The following is a 21452-nucleotide window of genomic DNA, read 5'->3' as shown; positions in this document are numbered from 1 at the left end:
GAATCACGGGGCGGGGGGGCGGGGTCAACGTTGGTCGAGTTGCTTGATCAGTTTCTTGGCTGCCACCATGCGGAAGGACGCGTCGAGAAGTTCGGTGACCTCCGTCCAGTCCACCTTCGCCGCGGTCAGGTCGAGGCCCAGCCAGCCGAACGGGCCGAGGTAGGCCGGGAAGAAGAACCGGCGATCCTGCTCAAGGGCCCTGCGGTCGCTCTCGTCGACCTTCACCAGGACCGAGTGCGGGTACTGGGTGTACTCGCCCTTGCCCTCACCCTTGACGCTGCCCCCGAAGATCGCGAACATCTTCGGCGCGCAGAAGCACGGTCTGCCCCACGAGATCTTCTCGAACGCCGTCGGGAATCCCAGGGCGATCTTCCGCACTTCTGCCAGCCCCATGTCGTCGTCGCGAAACATGATCGGATGCGGCATGGACAGCAGCCTACGCAGCCGTCCCGACCGGGTCCGGCGAACCGCGGCCGACGCTGTCGGTGCCCTTCGATAGCCTTCCAGGGTGAGTCCCGAGGCGACCCCGGATCCCGAGTCGGTGCTGGCCGAGCAGGCCGACGATGCTCTCGACGCCGACATCCGCCGTCGGTGGCAGGAGCTTGCCGACGAGGTTCGCGAACACCAGTTCCGCTACTACGTCCGTGATTCCCCGACCATCACCGACGCCGAGTTCGACGAGATGCTGCGCGCGCTGCAGGCACTCGAGGACGAGTATCCGGAGCTGCGCACGCCCGATTCGCCGACCCAACTGGTCGGCGGCGCCGGCTTCGCGACCGACTTCACCCCCGCCGAGCATCTCGAGCGCATGCTCAGCCTGGACAACGTGTTCGATCCCGAGGAGCTGGCGGCGTGGGCGGCGCGGATCAGCAGCGAGATCGGTCAGGACGCGCAGTACCTGTGCGAGCTGAAGATCGACGGGGTCGCGCTGGCGCTGGTGTACCGGGACGGGCGGCTGGAGCGCGCGGCGACCCGTGGCGACGGGCGCACCGGCGAAGACGTCACGCTGAACGCGCGCACGATCGAGGACATCCCCGAAAGGCTCACCGGCACAGACGAGTTCCCGGTGCCGACGGTGCTCGAGGTGCGCGGTGAGGTGTTCTTCCGGGTCGCCGACTTCGAGGACCTCAACGCCGGGCTGGTGGCCGAGGGCAAGGCGCCGTTCGCGAACCCCCGCAACAGCGCGGCCGGGTCGCTGCGCCAGAAGAACCCCGCGGTCACCGCGCGCCGCCGGCTGCGGATGATCTGCCACGGGCTGGGCCACATCGAGGCACCCGGAGGGTTCCCGTTCAAGACGCTGCACGACGCCTACCGCGCGCTCAAGGCGTGGGGCCTGCCGGTGTCCGACCACACCGCGCAGGTCAAAGGCCTCGACGCGGTCACCGAACGCATCGCGTACTGGGGTGAGCACCGCCACGACGTCGAACACGAAATCGACGGTCTGGTCGTCAAAGTCGACGATGTGTCGTTGCAGCGCCGCCTCGGCGCCACCTCGCGGGCGCCGCGCTGGGCGGTCGCGTACAAGTATCCGCCGGAGGAGGCCCAGACCAAGCTGCTCGACATCCGCGTCAACGTCGGGCGCACCGGCCGGGTGACCCCGTTCGCCTACATGGAGCCGGTGAAGGTCGCCGGTTCCACCGTGGGGCTGGCCACGTTGCACAACGGCTCGGAGGTCAAACGCAAGGGCGTGCTGATCGGCGACACCGTGGTGATCCGCAAGGCCGGCGACGTGATTCCCGAGGTACTCGGCCCGGTCGTGGATCTGCGCGACGGCACCGAGCGCGAGTTCGTGTTCCCGACCCACTGCCCGGAATGCGGCACCGAGCTGGCCCCGGCCAAGGAGGGCGACGCCGACATCCGCTGCCCGAACTCGCGGAGTTGCCCAGCGCAGTTGCGGGAGCGGGTGTTTCACGTCGCGGGCCGCGGCGCGTTCGACATCGAGGGCCTCGGCTACGAAGCGGCCACCGCGCTGCTGCAGGCCGGTGTGATCGCCGACGAGGGGGACCTGTTCACCCTCACCGCCGAGGATCTGCTCCGCACCGATCTGTTCACCACGCAGAAGGGCGAGCTGTCGGCCAACGGCAAACGGTTGCTGGCCAACCTCGGCAAGGCCAAGGCGCAACCGCTGTGGCGGGTGCTGGTCGCGCTGTCGATCCGCCATGTCGGGCCGACCGCGGCGCGGGCGCTGGCCACCGAGTTCGGCAGCCTGGACGCGATCGAGGCGGCATCGGAGGAACAGCTCGCCAACACCGAGGGTGTCGGCCCGACGATCGCGGCCGCGGTGATCGACTGGTTCACCGTCGACTGGCATCGCGCCATCGTCGACAAGTGGCGCGAGGCCGGGGTGCGGATGGTCGACGAACGCGACACCAGCATCGAGCGCACGCTGGAGGGCCTGTCGATCGTGGTGACCGGATCGCTGACGGGGTTCAGCAGGGATCAGGCCAAGGAGGCCATCATCGCCAGGGGCGGCAAGGCGGCGAGTTCGGTGTCGAAGAAGACCGCCTACGTGGTGGCCGGGGACGCTCCGGGATCGAAATACGACAAGGCCATCGAACTCGGGGTGCCGGTGCTCGACGAGGACGGGTTCCGCAGGCTCCTCGACGACGGTCCGGTCGTGCCGGAGGATTAACCGATGATCGTCGCGACGATCCCGGCCAGATAGCCGAGGCGGGCCACCTCGCTGGGCCGAAACGCGGGTCCGCCGGGTCGTCCCAGCACCACCGCGGTCGTCGGGCCGTCGAGCGGCGCCGCGGCCAGCGTGGTGTCCATATCGCGCCATACCTGCGGCACCCAGTCGGCGGTCGCGTCGAGCGCCTCGGCGCGTGCCAGCGGCAGCCACGGCGTCACGGTGGCCTGGGTCTCCGGTGCGCCGGAGCTGCCCACCACCCGCCGCGGGCCCGAATCGGTCAGTTCCACCACCGTGGACCACCCGACCCGCAACACCTTGGGGGCCTCGTCGACGAGCACCTGCAGGCGCTTGAGCTTTCCGTCGGCAGCGGCGACGTGGTCGATCAACTCCAGCTCGCGGTGGGCCTCCAGCAGCCCGGTGTGCGGGCGGATGCTGTCGACGTAGACCCCTTTGAGCGCCTCGGCGGCGGTGATCAGCATGTCGGGCATCGCCCCGGGCGGCAGCTCGACCACGAGGTCGTCGATCGCGTAGCCCACGGAACGTTCCACCACGTCGAGGGACAGGATGTCGGCGCCTACCGAACCCAGGGCCACGGCCAGGGAGCCGAGGCTGCCCGGGCGGTCCTCGAGTTGGACTCGGAGTAGATACGAAGGCACGGCCAACACCTTGTCACGGAGTGGCGGCCCCGGGCGACTTGGGCGGCGGGCCGCCCCGAGGGCAGGGCGGCGGGCCGCCGAAGCAGTTCCGCCGGGAGGGACGCATGAGCGGCTGGACTAGGCTTCGTGGTCGTGTCACAGATCTCCCGAGACGAGGTTGCGCACCTCGCGCGCCTCGCGCGCCTGGCCCTGACCGACAGCGAGCTGGACAGCTTCGCCGGTCAGCTCGACGCCATCCTCAACCACGTCGGCAAGATCCAGGCGGTCGACGTCACCGGCGTCGAGGCCACCGACAACCCGTTGACGGACGTCAACGTGTTCCGCCCCGACGAGCAGCTGCCGAGCCTGACCCAGGACGAGGCGTTGGCCGCCGCACCCCAGGCCGAAGACGGCCGTTTCGCGGTGCCGAGGATTCTGGGAGAAGCCGAATGAGCGAGCTGATCAGACTCGACGCCGACACCCTCGCGACCAAGATCGCGGCCAAAGAGGTGTCTTCCACCGAGGTGACGCAGGCGTTCCTCGACCAGATCGCCGCGACCGACGGTGACTATCACGCGTTCCTGCACGTCGGCGCCGATGAGGCGCTGGCCGCCGCGGCGGCGGTCGACAAGGCCGTCGCGGCGGGGGAGCGTCCGGCCTCACCGCTCGCCGGGGTCCCGCTCGCGCTGAAGGACGTGTTCACCACCACCGACATGCCGACCACGTGCGGCTCGAAGATCCTGGAGGGGTGGACGTCGCCGTACGACGCGACCGTCACCGCGAAGCTGCGCGCCGCGGGCATCCCGATCCTGGGCAAGACCAACATGGACGAGTTCGCGATGGGCAGCTCGACGGAGAACTCGGCCTACGGCCCGACGCGCAACCCGTGGGACGTCGAGCGGGTGCCGGGCGGTTCGGGCGGTGGCAGTGCCGCCGCGCTGGCGGCGTTCCAGGCGCCGCTGGCCATCGGCACCGACACCGGTGGCTCCATCCGCCAGCCGGCCGCGCTCACCGCGACCGTCGGGGTGAAACCGACGTACGGAACGGTGTCGCGCTACGGATTGGTCGCGTGCGCGTCGTCGCTGGACCAGGGCGGTCCGTGCGCGCGCACCGTGCTCGACACCGCGCTGCTACACCAGGTCATCGCCGGACACGATCCGCGCGATTCGACCTCGGTCGACGCACCCGTGCCCGACGTCGTCGCTGCGGCCCGCGCCGGCGCCGCCGGTGACCTCAAGGGTGTGCGGATCGGGGTGGTCAAGCAACTGCGCAGCGGCGAGGGCTACCAGCCGGGTGTGCTGGCGTCGTTCAACGCGGCCGTCGAGCAGCTCACCGCGCTCGGCGCCGAGGTCAGCGAGGTCGATTGCCCGCACTTCGACTACTCGTTGCCCGCCTACTACCTGATCCTGCCGTCGGAGGTGTCGTCGAACCTGGCGAAGTTCGACGGCATGCGTTACGGGCTGCGCGCCGGCGACGACGGCACGCACAGCGCCGAGGAGGTCATGGCGATCACCCGCGCCGCGGGCTTCGGCCCCGAGGTCAAGCGCCGCATCATGATCGGCACCTACGCGCTGTCGGCCGGCTATTACGACGCCTATTACAACCAGGCACAGAAGGTGCGCACGCTGATCGCCCGCGATCTCGACGAGGCCTACCAGAAGGTCGACGTGCTGGTCACGCCGACGACGCCGTCAACGGCGTTCCGGCTCGGCGAGAAGGTCGACGACCCGCTGGCGATGTATCTGTTCGACCTGTGCACGCTGCCGCTGAACCTGGCCGGGCACTGCGGGATGTCCGTGCCGTCGGGGCTGTCCGCCGACGACAACCTGCCGGTCGGGCTGCAGATCATGGCGCCCGCACTGGCCGATGACCGGCTGTATCGGGTCGGTGCGGCCTACGAGGCCGCGCGGGGTTCGCTGCCAACTGCGCTCTGACAGGGGAGGATGGGTCGCATGCGTATCGGAGTGCTGACCGGAGGTGGCGACTGTCCTGGCCTGAATGCGGTGATCCGGGCGGTGGTCCGGACCTGTGACGTCCGGTACGGCTCGTCGGTGGTGGGCTTCCTGGACGGTTGGCGCGGTCTGCTGGAGAACCGTCGCATCCAGTTGCGCAACGACGACCGCAACGACCGGCTGCTCGCCAAGGGCGGGACCGTGCTGGGCACAGCGCGCGTCAATCCGGACAAGCTGCGTGCCGGTCTGGACCAGATCAAGCAGACCCTCGAAGACAACGGCATCGACGTGCTCATCCCGATCGGAGGCGAGGGCACGCTGACGGCCGCCCACTGGCTGTCCGAGGAGAACGTGCCCGTCGTCGGTGTGCCTAAGACCATCGACAACGACATCGACTGCACTGACGTCACTTTCGGCCACGACACCGCGCTGACCGTGGCGACCGAGGCGATCGACCGGCTGCACAGCACCGCCGAATCGCATCAGCGCGTGATGCTGGTGGAGGTGATGGGCCGCCACGCCGGCTGGATCGCGCTGAACGCCGGCCTGGCCTCCGGGGCGCACATGACGCTGATCCCCGAACAGCCCTTCGACGTCGAGGAGGTCTGCCGGCTGGTCAAAGAGCGCTTCGTGCGCGGAGATTCACACTTCATCTGTGTGGTCGCCGAGGGGGCCAAGCCCGCCGAGGGCTCGATGCAGCTCAAGCAGGGCGGTGTCGACGAGTTCGGCCACGAGCGCTTCACCGGCGTCGCCCAGCAGTTGGCGCTGGAGGTGGAGAAGCGGATCAACAAGGACGTCCGCGTCACGGTGCTCGGCCACGTGCAGCGCGGTGGCATCCCGACCGCGTTCGACCGGGTGCTGGCCACCCGGTTCGGGGTCAACGCCGCCGATGCCGCGCACGCCGGCGAGTACGGGATGATGGTGTCGCTGCGTGGCCAGGACATCGGCCGGGTCGCACTGGCCGATGCGGTCCGCCAGCTCAAGCTCGTCCCGCAGAGCCGCTACGACGACGCCGCCGAATTCTTCGGCTGACGGTTCCTCCGCTGGCGGTTCTCTCGCGAGCAGACACAAACTCCGGCGTGTCCCCCGCGTGTCGTGCGAGTTTGCGTCTGCTCGGCGGGAAAAGGCGACCCACTAGGATCGTTCCCATGTCCGTCACGACTGCCGATCTGCTCGATTACGACGAGGTCATCGCCGCCTACGAGCCCGTCATGGGCATGGAGGTGCACGTCGAGCTGAACACCGCCACCAAGATGTTCTGCGGCTGCGCCAACCGGTTCGGGGCCGAACCCAACACTCTGGTGTGCCCGGTGTGCCTCGGTCTGCCCGGCTCCCTTCCGGTGCTCAACGAGTCGGCCGTCGAATCCGCGATCCGCATCGGCCTGGCACTCAACTGCGACATCGCGCCGTGGGGCCGCTTCGCGCGGAAGAACTACTTCTATCCCGACCAGCCGAAGAACTACCAGATCTCCCAGTACGACGAACCGATCGCGATCAACGGTCACCTCGACGTGCCGCTCGACGACGGCACCACGTGGCGCATCGAGATCGAGCGCGCCCATATGGAGGAAGACACCGGCAAGCTGACCCACATCGGCAGCGACACCGGCCGTATCGCCGGGGCCACCACCTCGCTGGCCGACTACAACCGCTCCGGGGTGCCGCTGATCGAGATCGTCACCAAGCCGATCGAGGGTGCGGGTGCGCGTGCCCCCGAGATCGCCCGCGCCTATGTGACCGCGCTGCGAGACCTGTTGCGCGCGCTCGGGGTTTCCGACGTCCGGATGGACCAGGGATCGATGCGGTGTGACTCCAACGTCTCCCTGAAGCCGATCGGCGCGGCCGAATTCGGCACCCGCACCGAGACCAAGAACGTGAACTCGCTCAAGAGCGTCGAGGTCGCGGTGCGCTACGAGATGCGCCGCCAGGCCGCGGTGCTGAAATCCGGTGGCACGGTGACCCAGGAGACCCGCCACTTCCACGAGGACGGCTTCACCTCGCCGGGGCGCAGCAAGGAGACCGCGCAGGACTACCGATACTTCCCGGAGCCCGATCTGGAGCCGGTGGCGCCCAGCGCGGAACTCGTCGAGCGGCTGCGGACCACCATTCCCGAGTATCCGTGGCTGTCGCGCAAGCGAATCCAGCAGGAGTGGGGCATCGCCGACGAGGTGATGCGCGATCTGGTGAACATCGGTGCGCTGGATCTGATCGCCGCGACCGTCGAGCACGGCGTCTCCAGCGACGCCGCCCGCGCCTGGTGGGGCAACTTCCTGGTGCAGAAGGCCAACGAATCCGAGGTCGAACTCGACGCGCTGCCGATCACGCCGGCGCAGGTGGCCGCGGTGATCAAGCTCGTCGACGACGGCAAGCTGTCCAACAAGCTGGCCCGCCAGGTCGTCGAGGGCGTGCTGGCCGGTGAGGGCGAACCCGAGCAGGTGATGAACGACCGCGGGCTGGTGGTCGTGCGTGACGACTCGCTGATCCAGGCCGCCATCAATGAAGCTCTTGAGGCTCATCCCGATATCGTCGAGAAGATCCGTGGCGGCAAGGTGCAGGCCGCCGGTGCGATCGTCGGCGCCGTGATGAAGGCGACGAAGGGTCAGGCCGACGCCGCGCGGGTGCGCGAACTTGTCATGGCCGCGTGTAGCTAGCCCTTACAGTCGACGCGATGACGCGAATACAGGACGTGGTTTTCCGCGTCCTCGACCACCCACTGCGCTGGCTGTCGCTGCGCTCCATCGTCATCCTCTCGCAGCTCGGGGTCACGATCCTGGTGCTGACCCTCGGTGTGTGGGTGTGGGTGGGCGTCACCAACGACCAGTACGACCAGCTCGACCGGCGGCTGGATTCGCTGTCGAGCCTCGGCGATGTGAACACCCTGCTGCGCAGCGCGCAAGAGGGGGTGGGCCCCGAACCCACCGAGGGCGGCCTCGTGCGGACCGCCCGCTGGGCGGGTAGCACCGTGTCCATCCCGGCCGACATCGTGCTGCCCGATCTGCCGAACGGCTACTCCGACGCGACCATCGACGGTGTCGAGTACCGGATCCGCACCATCAAGACCGGCAACGCGTCGATCGCGCTCGGCGCACCGATGGCCGAGACCCAGGCGCGGATCGACTCGCTGCACTGGCGGGTGTTCTGGATCTGCTCCGGGGTGATCCTGACCACGATGCTGGTCGGCTGGGTGATCTCGCTGATCATGGTCAACCCGTTCCGGCTGCTCGCCCAACAGGCGCGCGCCATCAATGCCCAATCCGCCCCCGACGAGGTCCAAGTGCGCGGTGTGTGGGAAGCCGTCGAGATCTCCGAGGCGGTGGAGGGCATGCTCGCGCGTATCGGTGACGAACAGCAACGAACCCGCGCCGCACTGGAATCGGCGCGCGACTTCGCCGCCGTCGCGTCGCACGAGCTGCGCACCCCGCTCACGGCGATGCGCACCAACCTCGAAGTGCTCTCGACACTGGATCTGGCCGCCGAGCAGCGCCAGGAGGTTCTCGACGACGTGATCCGCACGCAGTCCCGGATCGAGGCGACGCTGACCGCACTGGAGCGGCTCGCCCAGGGCGAGCTGACCACTGTCGACGACTTCGTGTCCGTCGACGTCGCCGAACTGCTCGACCGGGCCGCCCACGACGCGATGCACCACTATCCCGGTATCGACGTGTCGCTGGCGTCGTCGACGACGGTGCTGATGCTCGGCATGCCCGCCGGGCTGCGGCTGGTCATCGACAACGCGATCGCCAACGCCGTCAAACACGGTGGCGCGACCCAGATCCGGCTCAGCGTGGTCAGTTCGCAGAACGGCGTCGAGATAGCGGTCGACGACAACGGCTCCGGGGTGCCCGAGGAGGAGCGCACCGAGGTGTTCGAGCGGTTCCACCGCGGCACCACCGCGTCCCGCTCGGGATCAGGCCTCGGCCTGGCGCTGGTCGCCCAGCAGGCCGAGATCCACGGCGGGACGGCCTCATTGGAGGTCAGCCCGCAGGGCGGGACCCGCCTGATGCTGCGGCTGCCCGGACCGGGGCCGGGACCGGGCTGACGCCGCTACGTGAGGTCGTTGTTGCTGCGCGGGAATCCGCCGCCGTTCGGGAACAGCGGGAAGACGACGTCGTCGAGGTTCATCGCATCGCCGGTGGTCTTGTTGACCGTCGCGCCCCACACGTTGCCGTCCGGGGACGTCTGCAGCGCCCACGCGTGGCCGTGATTGTCCTGACGGACCACCTCCGGGTCACCGGTCACCGCGCCGGTCTCGGGCGCCATCCGCACCGCGACCGTCTGCTTGGTGTTCACCAGATTCACCAACACGGTGCCGTCGAGCGCGGCGCATCCGGCGACCCCGGGCCGGTCCGGCCACGTCCACACCGTCGACACCTGGGAATCCTTGGTGATCCGCTGCAACCGGTCGGCGGTGGGGGTGCGGTCGGTGACGTACAGCGACTCGTCGGACGGGTCGATGCACATCCCGCCACCGGGACCCAGCCCCGACAGCGCCGTGGTCAGCGGCGCCTGGTTGACCGTCGTCGGCTGCTCGATGCGCAGCAGCTTGCCGGCCAGTGACCCCGGGTCGGAGGCCTGCGCCGGGTCGCCGGCGTCCCCGGTCTGCACCACCAGCGTGGTCGGGCTGGTGAAGATCAGCGATCCGGTGTTGCCGGTCGCACCCTTCGGGATGCCGGTCAGGATCGGCTTGGGCGGATCGCCCTCGGCCACCCGCACCACCCGGTTGTCCGTCGGGGTGCTGATGTAGGCGTACATCAACCGGTCCTGGGCGTAGGTGGGGGACAGCACGATGTCCATCAGTCCGCCGTCGCCGCTGGGATCGACCGGGATCGACATCTTCTCGATCGGCTCGGCGCGCACCGCGACCCTCTTGATCACGCCGGTGAGCCGTTCGGCGACCAGCGCCGACTGGCTGTCGGGCAGCATGATCAGCCCGCTGGTGCTGCCCAGGCAGCCCTGCATCACCCCGGGGGCGGGGCATTCCTTCGGGAACGGTTTGGCGGGCAACGGCGGCGGAGGTGGGGGCGTGGTCTTCGGTCCGGGCGCCAGCTGCGGTTCGGTGGTGAACGGCTGCGACTGAGCGGAATCGAACCGGGCGCAGCCCGCGCCGGCGAGCACCGTCGCGCACAACAGCGCGACCAAAGCACCGGAGGACACACGCTCGCTCATGCAGGCCAGATTACGGATGCCGCGGAGGTACTCGCCACGGCTCCCCGGGGACGACCGCTCCCGACCTGCGCCGCTTCGGGAAAACCCGTGCTCAACGCGCCGGACGAATTCCCGGCGTCCAAAGGACTTGCACTTACCCTGGCTGTCGTGACGAGTCCCCAAGATCCTTGGCAGCGGCCCGACGACTCGGCTGGGCGGCCAGCCTCGGCGAGCCTGGTGGACCCCGAAGACGATCTCCCGTCGGCCAATTACAGCGGCGACTTCGAGACCACCGCGATCCCGCGCTACGACTCGGCGAAACCGGCCGACCAACAGCAACCGTTCGCGTTGCTCAACGATCCGGAGCCGTTGCCGTATGTGCAGCCGAGCACCGGCCTGGCTCCGGGCGCCTACGGCACGCCGGCGGCGGCGCCCACCGAGATCGGTGTGGACCCCGAGCGCAACGTCGAACACCGCAGGGGCACCCAGGACCTCGGCCTGCTGCTGCTGCGTGTCGCGGTCGGCGTCCTGCTCATCGGTCATGGTCTGCAGAAGGTGTTCGGCTGGTGGGGTGGCCCGGGCCTCGACGGTTTCCGTGACCAGCTGACCGACGTCGGGTTCCGCAATGCCGACATCCTGACCTACGTCGCGGCGGGCGGGCAGATCGCCGCGGGCATCCTGCTGGTGCTCGGGCTGTTCACCCCGATCGCGGCGGCAGGCGCGCTCGGCTACCTGGTCACCGCGACGCTGGCCGAGGCCACGCTCGCCCACAACGAAGCCAGGCTGTCGTCGTTCCTGACCGACGGCCACGAATACCAGATCGTGCTGCTCGTCGCAGTCGCCGCGATCGTGCTGGTGGGCCCGGGCAAGTACGGCCTCGACGCCGGCCGCGGCTGGGCCAGGCGGCCGTTCGTCGGTTCGGCTGCCGCGCTGATCCTCGGCGCGGGCGCCGGCGTGGCGATCTGGGTTCTGCTCAACGGCACCAACCCGCTGGGATAGCGCGCTACTCGTACGGGTTGGGCACCCGTCCGCCGCTGGCGGCGGTCAGCTGCGGCAGCGTCGCGAACGTCACCGCGGGCAGCGGCACCTCGGAGCCGTCGTGCAGACGCGCGACCGCCCACGCCCGCCGCCCGAATCGCAGCCCGTCGATGTCCTCCCAGCGCACGGTGTGGCTCCCGAACAGCGTCCGCGCGACGACCTTCTCGTAGTCGGCGGTCGTCCGGTAGCGCATCACCACATACGACAGCGCCACCGGGATGAGGAACAGCACGACGAACCACGCCGGCCCGGCGAACACCACCGCCATCAGCCCGATGAACATGAAGCCGATCGCCACGTGGGCCATCGGCGAGATCCTGATGACGACCTGGGAGGACTTCGGCGCGGACGGGGTTCGCATGCCGCCATCATCGCATCGCCGGGTCTGCGGGCTCCGGGCGCGAGCGGTCATACGGCCAGATTTGACCTTTGACCAGTCCGGCGGCTACCGTCGTGTGCTATGCAGACCCTGCTCGTAGTAATTGGCTCGCGCGTTGATGCCGCGCTGGCCCTGATTCGGGCATAGCACAACCGCATCAACGCGCACCCTCGTACAGCCGCCGGCTGACGGGGGTTTTTTGTTGCCAGAACACCGATTTGAGAAGATCAGCCGAGCGAGAAAGACCAGAGGACACCGTGAGCGCACCCACCAAGCGACCGCCCGAGTCGTCGGAGACCCCGACGAACGGGACAGCGGCCGCCGCGAAGCACAACTCCGCGACGACCCAGGCGCAACCGAATATCATTGCCCCGCAACAACTCACCGGAGCGCAGGCGGTTGTCCGCTCGCTCGAGGAGCTCGGCGTCGACGTCATCTTCGGCATCCCGGGCGGGGCGGTGCTTCCGGTGTACGACCCACTGTTCGATTCGCAGAAGCTGCGCCACGTGCTGGTGCGTCACGAGCAGGGCGGCGGCCACGCCGCCAGCGGCTACGCGCACGCCACCGGCCGGGTCGGCGTCTGCATGGCGACCTCGGGTCCGGGTGCGACCAACCTGGTCACGCCGCTGGCCGACGCCTACATGGACTCGATTCCGATGGTCGCGATCACCGGGCAGGTCGGGCGCGCCCTGATCGGCACAGACGCGTTCCAGGAAGCCGACATCTCCGGCATCACGATGCCGGTCACCAAGCACAACTTCCTGGTGCGCAAGGGTGACGACATCCCGCGCATCATCGCCGAGGCATTCCACATCGCCGCCAGCGGACGGCCGGGGCCGGTGCTGGTCGACATCCCCAAGGACGTGCTGCAGGGCGAGTGCACGTTCGCGTGGCCGCCGCAGTTCGAGCTGCCCGGATACAAGCCGAACACCAAGCCGCACAGCCGCCAGATCCGTGAGGCGGCCAAGCTGATCGCCGAGGCGCGCAAGCCGGTGCTCTACGTCGGCGGCGGCGTGATCCGCGGCGAGGCCTCCGAGCAGCTGCTCGACCTGGCCGAGCTGACCGGTATCCCGGTGGTCACCACGCTGATGGCCCGCGGTGCGTTCCCCGACAGCCACCCGCAGAACCTGGGCATGCCCGGCATGCACGGCACCGTGGCGGCGGTGGCGGCGCTGCAGCGCAGCGACCTGCTGATTGCCCTGGGCACCCGCTTCGACGACCGGGTCACCGGGAAGCTGGATTCGTTCGCCCCCGAGGCCAAGGTCATCCACGCCGACATCGACCCGGCCGAGATCGGCAAGAACCGGCATGCGGACGTGCCGATCGTCGGTGACGTCAAGAACGTGATCACCGATCTGATCGAGGTGCTGCGCCGGGACGGCTCCGGTGCGGTCGATCTCGACGCGTGGTGGGAGTCGCTGCGCGGGATCCAGTCGACGTACCCGCTGAGCTACGGACCGCAGAGCGACGGCAGCCTGTCCCCGGAATTCGTCATCGAGACCCTCGGCAAGACTGCCGGGGCGGATGCGGTCTACGTGGCAGGTGTGGGTCAGCACCAGATGTGGGCGGCGCAGTTCATCTCCTACGAGAACCCGAAGACGTGGATCAACTCCGGCGGTCTGGGCACCATGGGCTTCGCGGTTCCGGCCGCGATGGGCGCCAAGATGGGCCGCCCGGAGGCCGAGGTGTGGGCGATCGACGGTGACGGCTGCTTCCAGATGACCAATCAGGAGCTGGCGACCTGTGCGATCGAAGGCGTGCCGATCAAGGTCGCGCTGATCAACAACGGCAACCTCGGCATGGTGCGCCAGTGGCAGACGCTGTTCTACGAAGAGCGGTACAGCCAGACCGATCTCGCCACCCACACCCGCCGCATCCCGGATTTCGTGAAGCTGGCCGAGGCGCTGGGTTGCGTCGGATTGCGTTGTGAGCGTGAAGAAGACGTCGCCGACGTGATCGCCCAGGCCCGGGCGATCAACGACCGGCCGGTGGTGGTCGAGTTCGTCGTCGGCGCCGACGCCCAGGTGTGGCCGATGGTCGCCGCAGGCACCAGCAATGATGAGATTCAGGCGGCACGCGGGATCCGTCCGCTGTTCGACAACGAAGAGGGACACGCATGACCACCACGCATACGTTGTCGGTGCTGGTCGAGGACAAGCCCGGCGTCCTGGCCCGCGTCGCGTCGCTGTTCTCGCGGCGCGGCTACAACATCCAGTCGCTGGCCGTCGGCGCCACCGAACACAAGGATCTCTCGCGGATGACCATCGTGGTCGACGTCGAGGAATCTCCGCTGGAGCAGATCACCAAGCAGCTCAACAAGCTGATCAACGTGATCAAGATCGTCGAGCAGGACGAGGAGCACTCCGTCTCCCGTGAGCTCGCGCTGATCAAGGTCCGCACGGATGCCAACACCCGCGGCCAGGTCATCGAGGCGGTCAATCTTTTCCGCGCCAAGGTCGTCGACGTCTCCACCGAGTCACTGACTGTCGAGGCTACCGGCACGCCTGAGAAGATCGAGGCGCTGCTGCGGGTGCTCGAGCCCTACGGGGTCCGGGAGATCGTCCAGTCCGGTGTGGTGTCGCTGTCCCGCGGGCCGCGCGGTATCAGTACCAAGTAGTTATCCAAAAGCAAAGAATAGAAAGAAGATTCACGACAATGGCAGTTGAGATGTTCTACGACGCCGACGCGGACCTGTCGATCATCCAGGGTCGCAAGGTCGCCGTCATCGGCTATGGCAGCCAGGGCCACGCCCACTCGCTGAGCCTGCGCGACTCCGGCGTACAGGTCAAGGTCGGTCTCAAGGAGGGCTCGAAGTCCCGCGAGAAGGTCACCGAGCAGGGCCTCGAGGTCGACACCCCGGCCGAGGTCGCCAAGTGGGCCGACGTGATCATGCTGCTGGCGCCCGATACCGCGCAGGCCGAGATCTTCACCAACGACATCGAGCCCAACCTCGAAGACGGCAACGCGCTGTTCTTCGGTCACGGTCTCAACATCCACTTCGGTCTGATCAAGCCGCCCGCCAACGTCACCATCGGCATGGTCGCCCCGAAGGGCCCCGGCCACCTGGTGCGTCGCCAGTTCGTCGACGGCAAGGGTGTGCCCTGCCTGATCGCCATCGACCAGGACCCCAAGGGTGAGGGCCAGGCGCTGGCGCTGTCCTACGCCGCCGCGATCGGCGGTGCGCGCGCCGGCGTCATCAAGACCACGTTCAAGGAAGAGACCGAGACCGACCTGTTCGGTGAGCAGGCCGTGTTGTGCGGCGGCACCGAGGAACTCGTCAAGACCGGTTTCGAGGTCATGGTCGAGGCGGGCTACGCCCCCGAGATGGCCTACTTCGAGGTCCTGCACGAGCTCAAGCTCATCGTCGACCTGATGTACGAGGGTGGCATCGCCCGGATGAACTACTCGGTGTCCGACACCGCCGAGTTCGGCGGCTACCTGTCCGGTCCGCGCGTCATCGACGCCGACACCAAGAAGCGGATGCAGGACATCCTCAAGGACATCCAGGACGGCACGTTCGTCAAGCGCCTGGTCGCCAACGTCGAGGGCGGCAACAAGGAACTCGAAGCCCTGCGCAAGCAGAACGCCGAGCACCCGATCGAGGTCACCGGCAAGAAGCTGCGCGATCTGATGAGCTGGGTGGACCGGCCGATCACCGAAACGGCCTAACTCTTTTTCGCCGAACTGGGGTTCCCGGTCGTGGATCGCGCAGCGATCACGACCGGGAACCCCAGTTCGGCGTTTGGGTACCCTCGGCGAGCATGACGGGCAGTTCCACCCCGGCCTCCGCGCTGCTCGCGCGGGCAGGCGGCATCCGGGGGCTGGTGTACACCGCTTTGCCGGTGACGACGTTCGCGGCACTGAACGCGATCGCGGGTCTGATGCCCGCGCTGATCGCGGCGATGGCGGCCGGCGCGCTGGTGCTGACCGTGCAGCTGGTGCGACGGGAATCGACTCGGCCCGCGCTGTTCGGCTTCGTCGGTGTCGCCGCCGGGGCGGGTCTGGCACTGGTCACCGGTCAGGCCAAGGACTTCTATCTGCCCGGCATCTGGATGTATCTGGCGCTCACGGTGGTGTTCACCGCCTCGGTGCTGGCCCGGCGTCCGTTGATCGGTGTCATCTGGGCGTGGATGACCGGCCGCGACGACACCTGGCGCCGCACACCGCGGGTGCGCCGGGCGTTCGATCTGGTGACGCTGATGATGGCGGCGGTGTCCGCGACGCGGTTCGCCGTGCAGTTCCACCTGTACGACACCGACCAGGAGGGCATGCTCGCCCTCGCGCGGATCGCGATGGGGTGGCCCGTCTTCCTGGTCACCTCGACGCTGATCTACCTCGCGATCCGCAGCGCGATGCGCGCGCTGCCCAAGGGCGGCGGGCCGGTCTAACGGAGCCGGCCGGCCACGCCCACCACACGGCGCGCGAGGTGGTCGAGGGCGTCGAGCGTCGCGTCGTCGAGGTCGTTCTGGTTGTTCGGACCGGTGATGTGGCTGACGCCGTACGGGTTTCCGTCCGCGAACTTGACGCCGTCGGTGTATCCGGGCGCCACGATGATGCCGCCGAAGTGCATGAGGGTCACGTACAGCGTCAACAGCGTGCTCTCCTGTCCGCCGTGCGCGGTCTGCGACGACGTGAAGCCGGCGTAGACCTTGTCGGCCAGCCGGCCTTTGGCCCACAGCCCGCCGAGCGAGTCGATGAAGGTGCGGAATTGCGAGGCCATGTTCCCGAAGCGGGTGGGGGAGCCGAAGATCACCGCGTCCGCCCATACGATGTCGTCGCCGGTGGCGGCCGGAAGGTCTTTCGTCGCTTCGTAATTCGCTGTCCACGCCGGGTTCTTGGCGAACGATTCGGGGTCACGGGTCTCGGCGATGTGGCGCAGCCGGACCTCGGCGCCGGCGGCTTCGCCTGTCGCGGCGATGCGGCGGGCCATCTGGGTCCCGTGCCCGGTCGCCGAGTAGTAGATGACCGCCAGCTTCGTCATGGAGGCACCTTAACCGCCGCGGCGGTGGGTCACGGGGAAAGCGGCGGCAACTCCTTGATCCCGAACTCGCGTCGCAGCACCGTGCGCGCCGCGTAGTAGCCGGCCATACCGTGCACACCGCCGCCGGGCGGGGTCGCCGACGAACACAGATACGCGCCCGGGATCGGGGTGGCCCACGGATTCCACTGCAGCGCCGGGCCCGTCAGTGCGCTGAACATGTTGTTGCCGCCGACGCCGATGTCCCCGCCGACCAGGTTGGCGTTGTGGTCGGCCAACCGCGCCGCGGGCACGCTGCGCACGCCGACGACGAGGTCGCGGAAACCGGGTGCGAACCGTTCGAACAGCGCGGTGATCGTCTCGGCCATGTCGACGGTCGACCCGGCGGGTACGTGCGCATACGTCCACAGCGGGCGGCGGCCCTGCGCGTCGATGCGGGCCGGGTCGGCGAGGTGGGGCAGCGAGGCCAGCACCATCGGCCATTCGGCGTGCCTGCCGCGCGCGATCTGTTTCTCCGCGAGCGCCATCGTGGCCCGATCGCCACCCATGTGCAGCGTCGGGGCGTCGGCCAGACGCTTGTCGCGCCAGGGGATCTCGCCCGAGAGCACAAAGTCGACCTTCGCGACGCCAGGACCGTAGCGGTAGCGGCGCAGCGTGCGCGCGTAGCGCGGCGGCAGCCGATTGCCGTAGATGCGCAGCAACGCCGTCGGTGCGGTGTCGTAGAGCACGACGCCCGACGGGGGACCGGTGACCTCCTCGCCGAGCACGAGTTCACCGCCGTGGGCGCGCAGATCGGCGATCAGCGCGTCCGGGATCGCCTGCGACCCGCCGACCGGGATCGGCCAGCCGACCGAGTGGGCCAGCGTCGCCAGCATCAGCCCCGCGCCTGCCGCCACCAACGACGGCATCTGCGAAATCGTGTGTGCGGCAACGCCGGTGAACAACGCCCGGGCGTCCTCGCCGGCCAACGTGTTCCACGCCGGGCTGCCCTGGGCCAGCAGCCGTGGGGCGACGCGCAGCGCGGCGGGCAGGCTGGGCGGGATCGAGCGCTTGTCGCCGAGCAGCAGCCCGACCACCCCTTCACTGCCCGCAGACAGCGGGCCCAGCAGCCGTCGCCACGACGCCCCGTTTTCCAGCTCGGCGCAGGTGCGGTCGATGTCGTGGTAGCCCAGCGCGGCGGGGCGGTCCGGCAGCGGGTTGGCATACGACACCTCGGGCACCGCCAGCCGCACCCCGCGGGCGGGCAGATCGAACGCCGCGAAGAACGGCGAGGCCAGTGCCAGCGGGTGCACCGCCGAGCAGATGTCGTGGCTCACATCGGCGAACTCCGGGTCCGCCAGCGTGCGCGCGCCGCCGCCCGCGGTGTCCTGCGCTTCGACGACGCGCACCGAAACTCCTGCTCGGGCGCAGATCACGGCTGCGGCCAACCCGTTGGGGCCACTCCCGACGACGGTCAATTCCACCTGGCCATTACAGCCCATTAGGCTGAGGCCTCGTGAGTCTTCCTGTTGTACTGATCGCCGACAAGCTGGCCCAATCCACCGTGGAGGCCCTGGGCGACCAGGTCGAGGTCCGCTGGGTGGACGGCCCGGACCGCGAGAAGTTGCTGGCCGCCGTCGCCGACGCCGACGCGCTGCTCGTACGCTCGGCCACCACGGTCGACGCCGAGGTGCTGGCTGCGGCGCCGAAACTGAAGATCGTCGCCCGTGCCGGCGTCGGGCTCGACAACGTCGACGTCGACGCCGCCACCGCACGCGGCGTCCTCGTGGTCAACGCGCCGACGTCGAACATCCACAGCGCCGCCGAGCACGCGCTCGCGCTGATGCTGGCCGCGGCGCGCCAGATCCCGGCCGCCGACGCCACGCTGCGCGAGCACACCTGGAAGCGGTCGTCGTTCTCGGGCACCGAGATCTTCGGCAAGACCGTGGGTGTGGTCGGGCTGGGCCGCATCGGGCAGCTGGTCGCGCAGCGGCTGGCCGCGTTCGGCGCGCACATCACCGCCTACGACCCGTACGTGTCGCAGGCGCGGGCCGCGCAGCTGGGTATCGAGCTGCTGACCCTCGACGAACTGCTGTCCCGCGCGGACTTCATCTCGGTGCACCTGCCCAAGACCAAGGAGACCGCCGGGCTGATCAACGGGGAAGCGCTGGCGAAGACCAAGCCGGGCGTCATCATCGTCAACGCCGCGCGCGGCGGGCTGATCGACGAGCAGGCGCTGGCCGACGCGATCACCAGCGGTCACGTCCGCGGTGCCGGCCTCGACGTGTTCTCCACCGAACCGTGCACCGACAGCCCGCTGTTCGAGTTGCCTCAGGTCGTGGTGACGCCGCACCTGGGCGCCTCGACCGCCGAGGCGCAGGACCGGGCGGGCACCGATGTCGCCGCGAGCGTGAAGCTCGCGCTGGCCGGCGAGTTCGTCCCGGACGCGGTCAACGTCGGCGGCGGAACCGTCGGCGAAGAGGTCGCCCCGTGGCTGGACCTGGTGCGCAAGCTCGGCCTTCTGGTCGGCGTGCTGTCGGCCGAACTGCCCACCAATCTGTGCGTGCAGGTGCGCGGTGAACTGGCCGCCGAAGAGGTCGAGGTGCTGCGTCTCTCGGCGCTGCGAGGCCTGTTCTCCGCCGTCATCGAAGACCAGGTCACGTTCGTCAACGCCCCGGCGCTGGCCGCCGAGCGGGGCGTTGAGGCCACCATCGACACCGAACCGGAGAGCCCGACGCACCGCAGCGTCGTCGACGTGCGCGCGGTGGCGGCCGACGGGTCGACGGTCAACGTCGCCGGTGCGCTGGCGGGTCCGCAGCTGGTGGAGAAGATCGTCCAGATCAACGGCCGCAACCTGGATCTGCGGGCCGAGGGCGTGAACCTGATCATCAACTACGACGACCAGCCCGGCGCGCTCGGCAAGATCGGCACGCTGCTGGGGGCCGCGAGCGTCAACATCCTGGCCGCCCAGCTCAGCCAGGACGCCGACGGCGACGGGGCGACGATCATGCTCCGGCTCGACCGCGAGGTCCCCGCCGACGTGCTCGCCAACATCGGACGTGACGTCAACGCTGTGACCCTGGAAGTGGTGGACCTGACATGAAACTCGCGGTTATCGCCGGCGACGGCATCGGACCGGAAGTCATCGGCGAGGCGCTCAAGGTGCTCGACGCCGTCCTGCCCGGTGTCGAGACGACCGAATACGACCTCGGGGCACGGCTCTACCACCGCACCGGCGAGGTGCTGCCGGACTCGGTGCTCGACGAGCTGAAGGGCCATGACGCGATCCTGCTCGGCGCGATCGGCGATCCGTCGATGCCCAGCGGTGTCCTCGAACGCGGACTGCTGCTGCGCATCCGGTTCGAACTCGACCACCACATCAACCTGCGTCCCGGTCGGCTCTACCCGGGTGTGCAGAGCCCGCTGGCCGGTGACCCGGAGATCGATTTCGTCGTCGTGCGCGAGGGCACCGAGGGCCCGTACACCGGCAACGGCGGCGCGATCCGCGTCGGTACGCCACACGAGATCGCCACCGAGGTCAGCGTCAACACCGCCTTCGGTGTGCGCCGGGTGGTCCAGGACGCGTTCAAGCGGGCCCAGCAGCGGCGCAAGCATCTGACGTTGGTGCACAAGAACAATGTGCTGACCAACGCCGGCTCGCTGTGGTGGCGCACCGTGCAGGCCGTCGCCGCCGAATACCCGGACGTCGAGGTCGCCTACCAGCACGTCGACGCCGCGACGATCCACATGGTCACCGATCCCGGCCGGTTCGACGTCATCGTGACCGACAACCTGTTCGGCGACATCATCACCGACCTGGCCGCCGCGGTGTGCGGCGGTATCGGCCTGGCCGCCAGCGGCAACATCGATGCGACGCTGACGAATCCGTCGATGTTCGAACCGGTCCACGGCAGTGCGCCCGACATCGCCGGCCAGGGCATCGCCGACCCGACCGCCGCGATCATGTCGGTGTCGCTGCTGCTGGCGCACATGGCCGAGATCGACGCCGCGGCGCGCGTCGACCGGGCGGTCGCCGAGCATCTGGCCACCCGCGGCGACGAGAAGCTGTCGACCACCGAGGTCGGCGAGCGGATTCTCGGGAAGCTGTAGCCATTTCCGGTTTCGCGTCACTGACACGGCAGTGTTGGTTGTTCGCGATCGGCTCGACGTTGTTCGCGCTGGCCACCGCCCCGGGCTTTCCCGGCTGGGCCGGCGCGGCGACGGCGGACTCACTGTGCTTCGCCGGCTCGTGGTTCTTCACGACCGCGGCGTGGATTCAGCTGGTGCTCAGCGACCGGACCCGGTGGTTCGACCGGGCGGCCGCAACGACTCAGTTCGCGGGCACTCTGCTGTTCAACCTCAGCACCGGCGCGGCGGTGTGGGCCCACGCGGTGACCGAGCAGCGTGACTACGTGTGGACTCCCGACGCGACCGGCTCGGCGCTGTTCCTGATCAGCGGCGTGCTGGGGATGCTCGCGGTGGGTATGCCGGATCTGCGCTCGCGGGATTGGTGTGCCGGGGCGATCAACCTGGCCGGCTGTGTCGCGTTCGGCATCTCTGCGCTGGCCGCGTTCGTCCGCCCCGACGGGGTGACGGCCGACGAGTGGCTCGCCAACTTCGGCACGTTCGTCGGCGCGCTGTGCTTCCTGGCCGCCGCGCTGATCGTGTTGCCGCGGTTCGCCAGACGGGCACGCGCGTAGTGCCATTCGCCGGC

General features: G+C 69.0%; 20 protein-coding genes. 14 read left to right on the top strand and 6 right to left on the bottom strand.

What is annotated here, in order from left to right; translation table 11 throughout:
- Positions 1-24: 24 nt before the first annotated feature.
- Complete coding sequence (locus tag NTM_RS25335) at positions 25-426, bottom strand: MmcQ/YjbR family DNA-binding protein (RefSeq protein ID WP_104864670.1); 402 nt, start codon at positions 424-426, stop codon at positions 25-27.
- An 82-nt stretch (positions 427-508) separates the two neighbouring features.
- Here NTM_RS25335 and ligA point away from each other — a divergent pair, with 82 nt between their 5' ends.
- A complete protein-coding gene (ligA, locus tag NTM_RS25330) occupies positions 509-2632 on the top strand; it encodes an NAD-dependent DNA ligase LigA (RefSeq protein WP_163768838.1) in 2124 nt (707 codons plus the stop codon).
- Here ligA and NTM_RS25325 read toward each other — a convergent pair.
- Positions 2629-3297, bottom strand: a complete 669-nt coding sequence (locus NTM_RS25325) for an ACT domain-containing protein (protein WP_104864672.1) — start codon at positions 3295-3297, stop codon at positions 2629-2631. The two genes, ligA and NTM_RS25325, sit on opposite strands and share 4 nt — an antisense overlap.
- A gap of 123 nt (positions 3298-3420) precedes the next feature.
- On the opposite strand from NTM_RS25325, the gene gatC reads away from it, so the two are divergent.
- The 5 genes from gatC to NTM_RS25300 all read left to right on the top strand — a co-directional run bounded on the left by gatC (position 3421) and on the right by NTM_RS25300 (position 9258).
- Positions 3421-3720, top strand: coding sequence for an Asp-tRNA(Asn)/Glu-tRNA(Gln) amidotransferase subunit GatC (gene gatC, locus NTM_RS25320; protein ID WP_104864794.1), 300 nt, complete (start codon positions 3421-3423; stop codon positions 3718-3720).
- Positions 3717-5201, top strand: coding sequence for an Asp-tRNA(Asn)/Glu-tRNA(Gln) amidotransferase subunit GatA (gatA, locus tag NTM_RS25315; RefSeq protein ID WP_163768836.1), 1485 nt, complete (start codon positions 3717-3719; stop codon positions 5199-5201). The genes gatC and gatA overlap by 4 nt, the downstream gene beginning before the upstream one ends.
- An 18-nt stretch (positions 5202-5219) precedes the next feature.
- Positions 5220-6251 carry an ATP-dependent 6-phosphofructokinase gene (locus NTM_RS25310; protein ID WP_104864674.1) on the top strand — a complete coding sequence of 344 codons (1032 nt, stop codon included), beginning with the start codon at positions 5220-5222 and terminating at the stop codon, positions 6249-6251.
- Between the two features lie 116 nt (positions 6252-6367).
- Positions 6368-7870 (top strand): Asp-tRNA(Asn)/Glu-tRNA(Gln) amidotransferase subunit GatB, encoded by a 1503-nt coding sequence (gene gatB / locus NTM_RS25305; protein WP_163768834.1) that lies wholly within the window; start codon positions 6368-6370, stop codon positions 7868-7870.
- Positions 7871-7887: 17 nt separating this feature from the next.
- Entirely contained in the window at positions 7888-9258 is a 1371-nt protein-coding gene (locus NTM_RS25300; protein WP_163768832.1) for a sensor histidine kinase, read from the top strand.
- Between the two features lie 5 nt (positions 9259-9263).
- Here the strand turns inward: NTM_RS25300 and NTM_RS25295 are convergent, their stop codons facing one another.
- Positions 9264-10385, bottom strand: coding sequence for a PQQ-dependent sugar dehydrogenase (locus NTM_RS25295; RefSeq protein WP_179963996.1), 1122 nt, complete (start codon positions 10383-10385; stop codon positions 9264-9266).
- 87 nt (positions 10386-10472) lie between these two features.
- Here NTM_RS25295 and NTM_RS25290 point away from each other — a divergent pair, with 87 nt between their 5' ends.
- Positions 10473-11363 carry a DoxX family protein gene (locus NTM_RS25290; protein WP_104864677.1) on the top strand — a complete coding sequence of 297 codons (891 nt, stop codon included), beginning with the start codon at positions 10473-10475 and terminating at the stop codon, positions 11361-11363.
- A 4-nt stretch (positions 11364-11367) separates the two neighbouring features.
- On the opposite strand, the gene NTM_RS25285 is transcribed toward NTM_RS25290, so the two are convergent.
- The gene (locus NTM_RS25285) at positions 11368-11763 is read right to left on the bottom strand and encodes a PH domain-containing protein (protein WP_179963995.1); all 396 of its coding nucleotides are present in this window, start codon (positions 11761-11763) and stop codon (positions 11368-11370) included.
- A gap of 275 nt (positions 11764-12038) precedes the next feature.
- Between NTM_RS25285 and NTM_RS25280 the strand changes: the two genes are divergently transcribed.
- The 4 genes from NTM_RS25280 (at position 12039) to NTM_RS25265 (ending at position 16169) form a co-directional block, all read left to right on the top strand.
- Positions 12039-13901: an acetolactate synthase large subunit gene (locus NTM_RS25280; RefSeq protein WP_163768829.1), complete on the top strand. Its 1863-nt coding sequence runs from the start codon at positions 12039-12041 to the stop codon at positions 13899-13901.
- Positions 13898-14398 (top strand): acetolactate synthase small subunit, encoded by a 501-nt coding sequence (gene ilvN / locus NTM_RS25275; RefSeq protein WP_104864679.1) that lies wholly within the window; start codon positions 13898-13900, stop codon positions 14396-14398. The genes NTM_RS25280 and ilvN overlap by 4 nt, the downstream gene beginning before the upstream one ends.
- Before the next feature lie 38 nt (positions 14399-14436).
- Positions 14437-15450: a ketol-acid reductoisomerase gene (gene ilvC / locus NTM_RS25270; RefSeq protein ID WP_104864680.1), complete on the top strand. Its 1014-nt coding sequence runs from the start codon at positions 14437-14439 to the stop codon at positions 15448-15450.
- 92 nt (positions 15451-15542) lie between these two features.
- Entirely contained in the window at positions 15543-16169 is a 627-nt protein-coding gene (locus tag NTM_RS25265; protein ID WP_104864681.1) for a DUF3159 domain-containing protein, read from the top strand.
- Here NTM_RS25265 and wrbA read toward each other — a convergent pair.
- Positions 16166-16762: an NAD(P)H:quinone oxidoreductase gene (wrbA, locus tag NTM_RS25260; RefSeq protein WP_104864682.1), complete on the bottom strand. Its 597-nt coding sequence runs from the start codon at positions 16760-16762 to the stop codon at positions 16166-16168. The two genes, NTM_RS25265 and wrbA, sit on opposite strands and share 4 nt — an antisense overlap.
- 29 nt (positions 16763-16791) lie before the next feature.
- Positions 16792-18222: a phytoene desaturase family protein gene (locus NTM_RS25255; RefSeq protein WP_179963994.1), complete on the bottom strand. Its 1431-nt coding sequence runs from the start codon at positions 18220-18222 to the stop codon at positions 16792-16794.
- Between the two features lie 32 nt (positions 18223-18254).
- Here NTM_RS25255 and serA point away from each other — a divergent pair, with 32 nt between their 5' ends.
- The 3 genes from serA to NTM_RS25240 are packed head-to-tail and all read left to right on the top strand — an operon-like array spanning position 18255 to position 21438.
- A complete protein-coding gene (gene serA, locus NTM_RS25250; protein ID WP_104864684.1) occupies positions 18255-19841 on the top strand; it encodes a phosphoglycerate dehydrogenase in 1587 nt (528 codons plus the stop codon).
- On the top strand, positions 19838-20848 hold the full coding sequence (locus tag NTM_RS25245; RefSeq protein WP_104864685.1) for a 3-isopropylmalate dehydrogenase: 1011 nt from the start codon (positions 19838-19840) through the stop codon (positions 20846-20848). Before serA ends, NTM_RS25245 begins: the two co-directional genes overlap by 4 nt.
- 38 nt (positions 20849-20886) lie before the next feature.
- Positions 20887-21438, top strand: a complete 552-nt coding sequence (locus NTM_RS25240) for a hypothetical protein (RefSeq protein ID WP_232079835.1) — start codon at positions 20887-20889, stop codon at positions 21436-21438.
- Positions 21439-21452 lie beyond the last annotated feature (14 nt).

The organism is Mycolicibacterium parafortuitum (genome assembly GCF_010725485.1).
Taxonomy (GTDB): Bacteria; Actinomycetota; Actinomycetes; order Mycobacteriales; family Mycobacteriaceae; genus Mycobacterium.
This window is presented reverse-complemented; position numbering and strand designations above follow the sequence as displayed.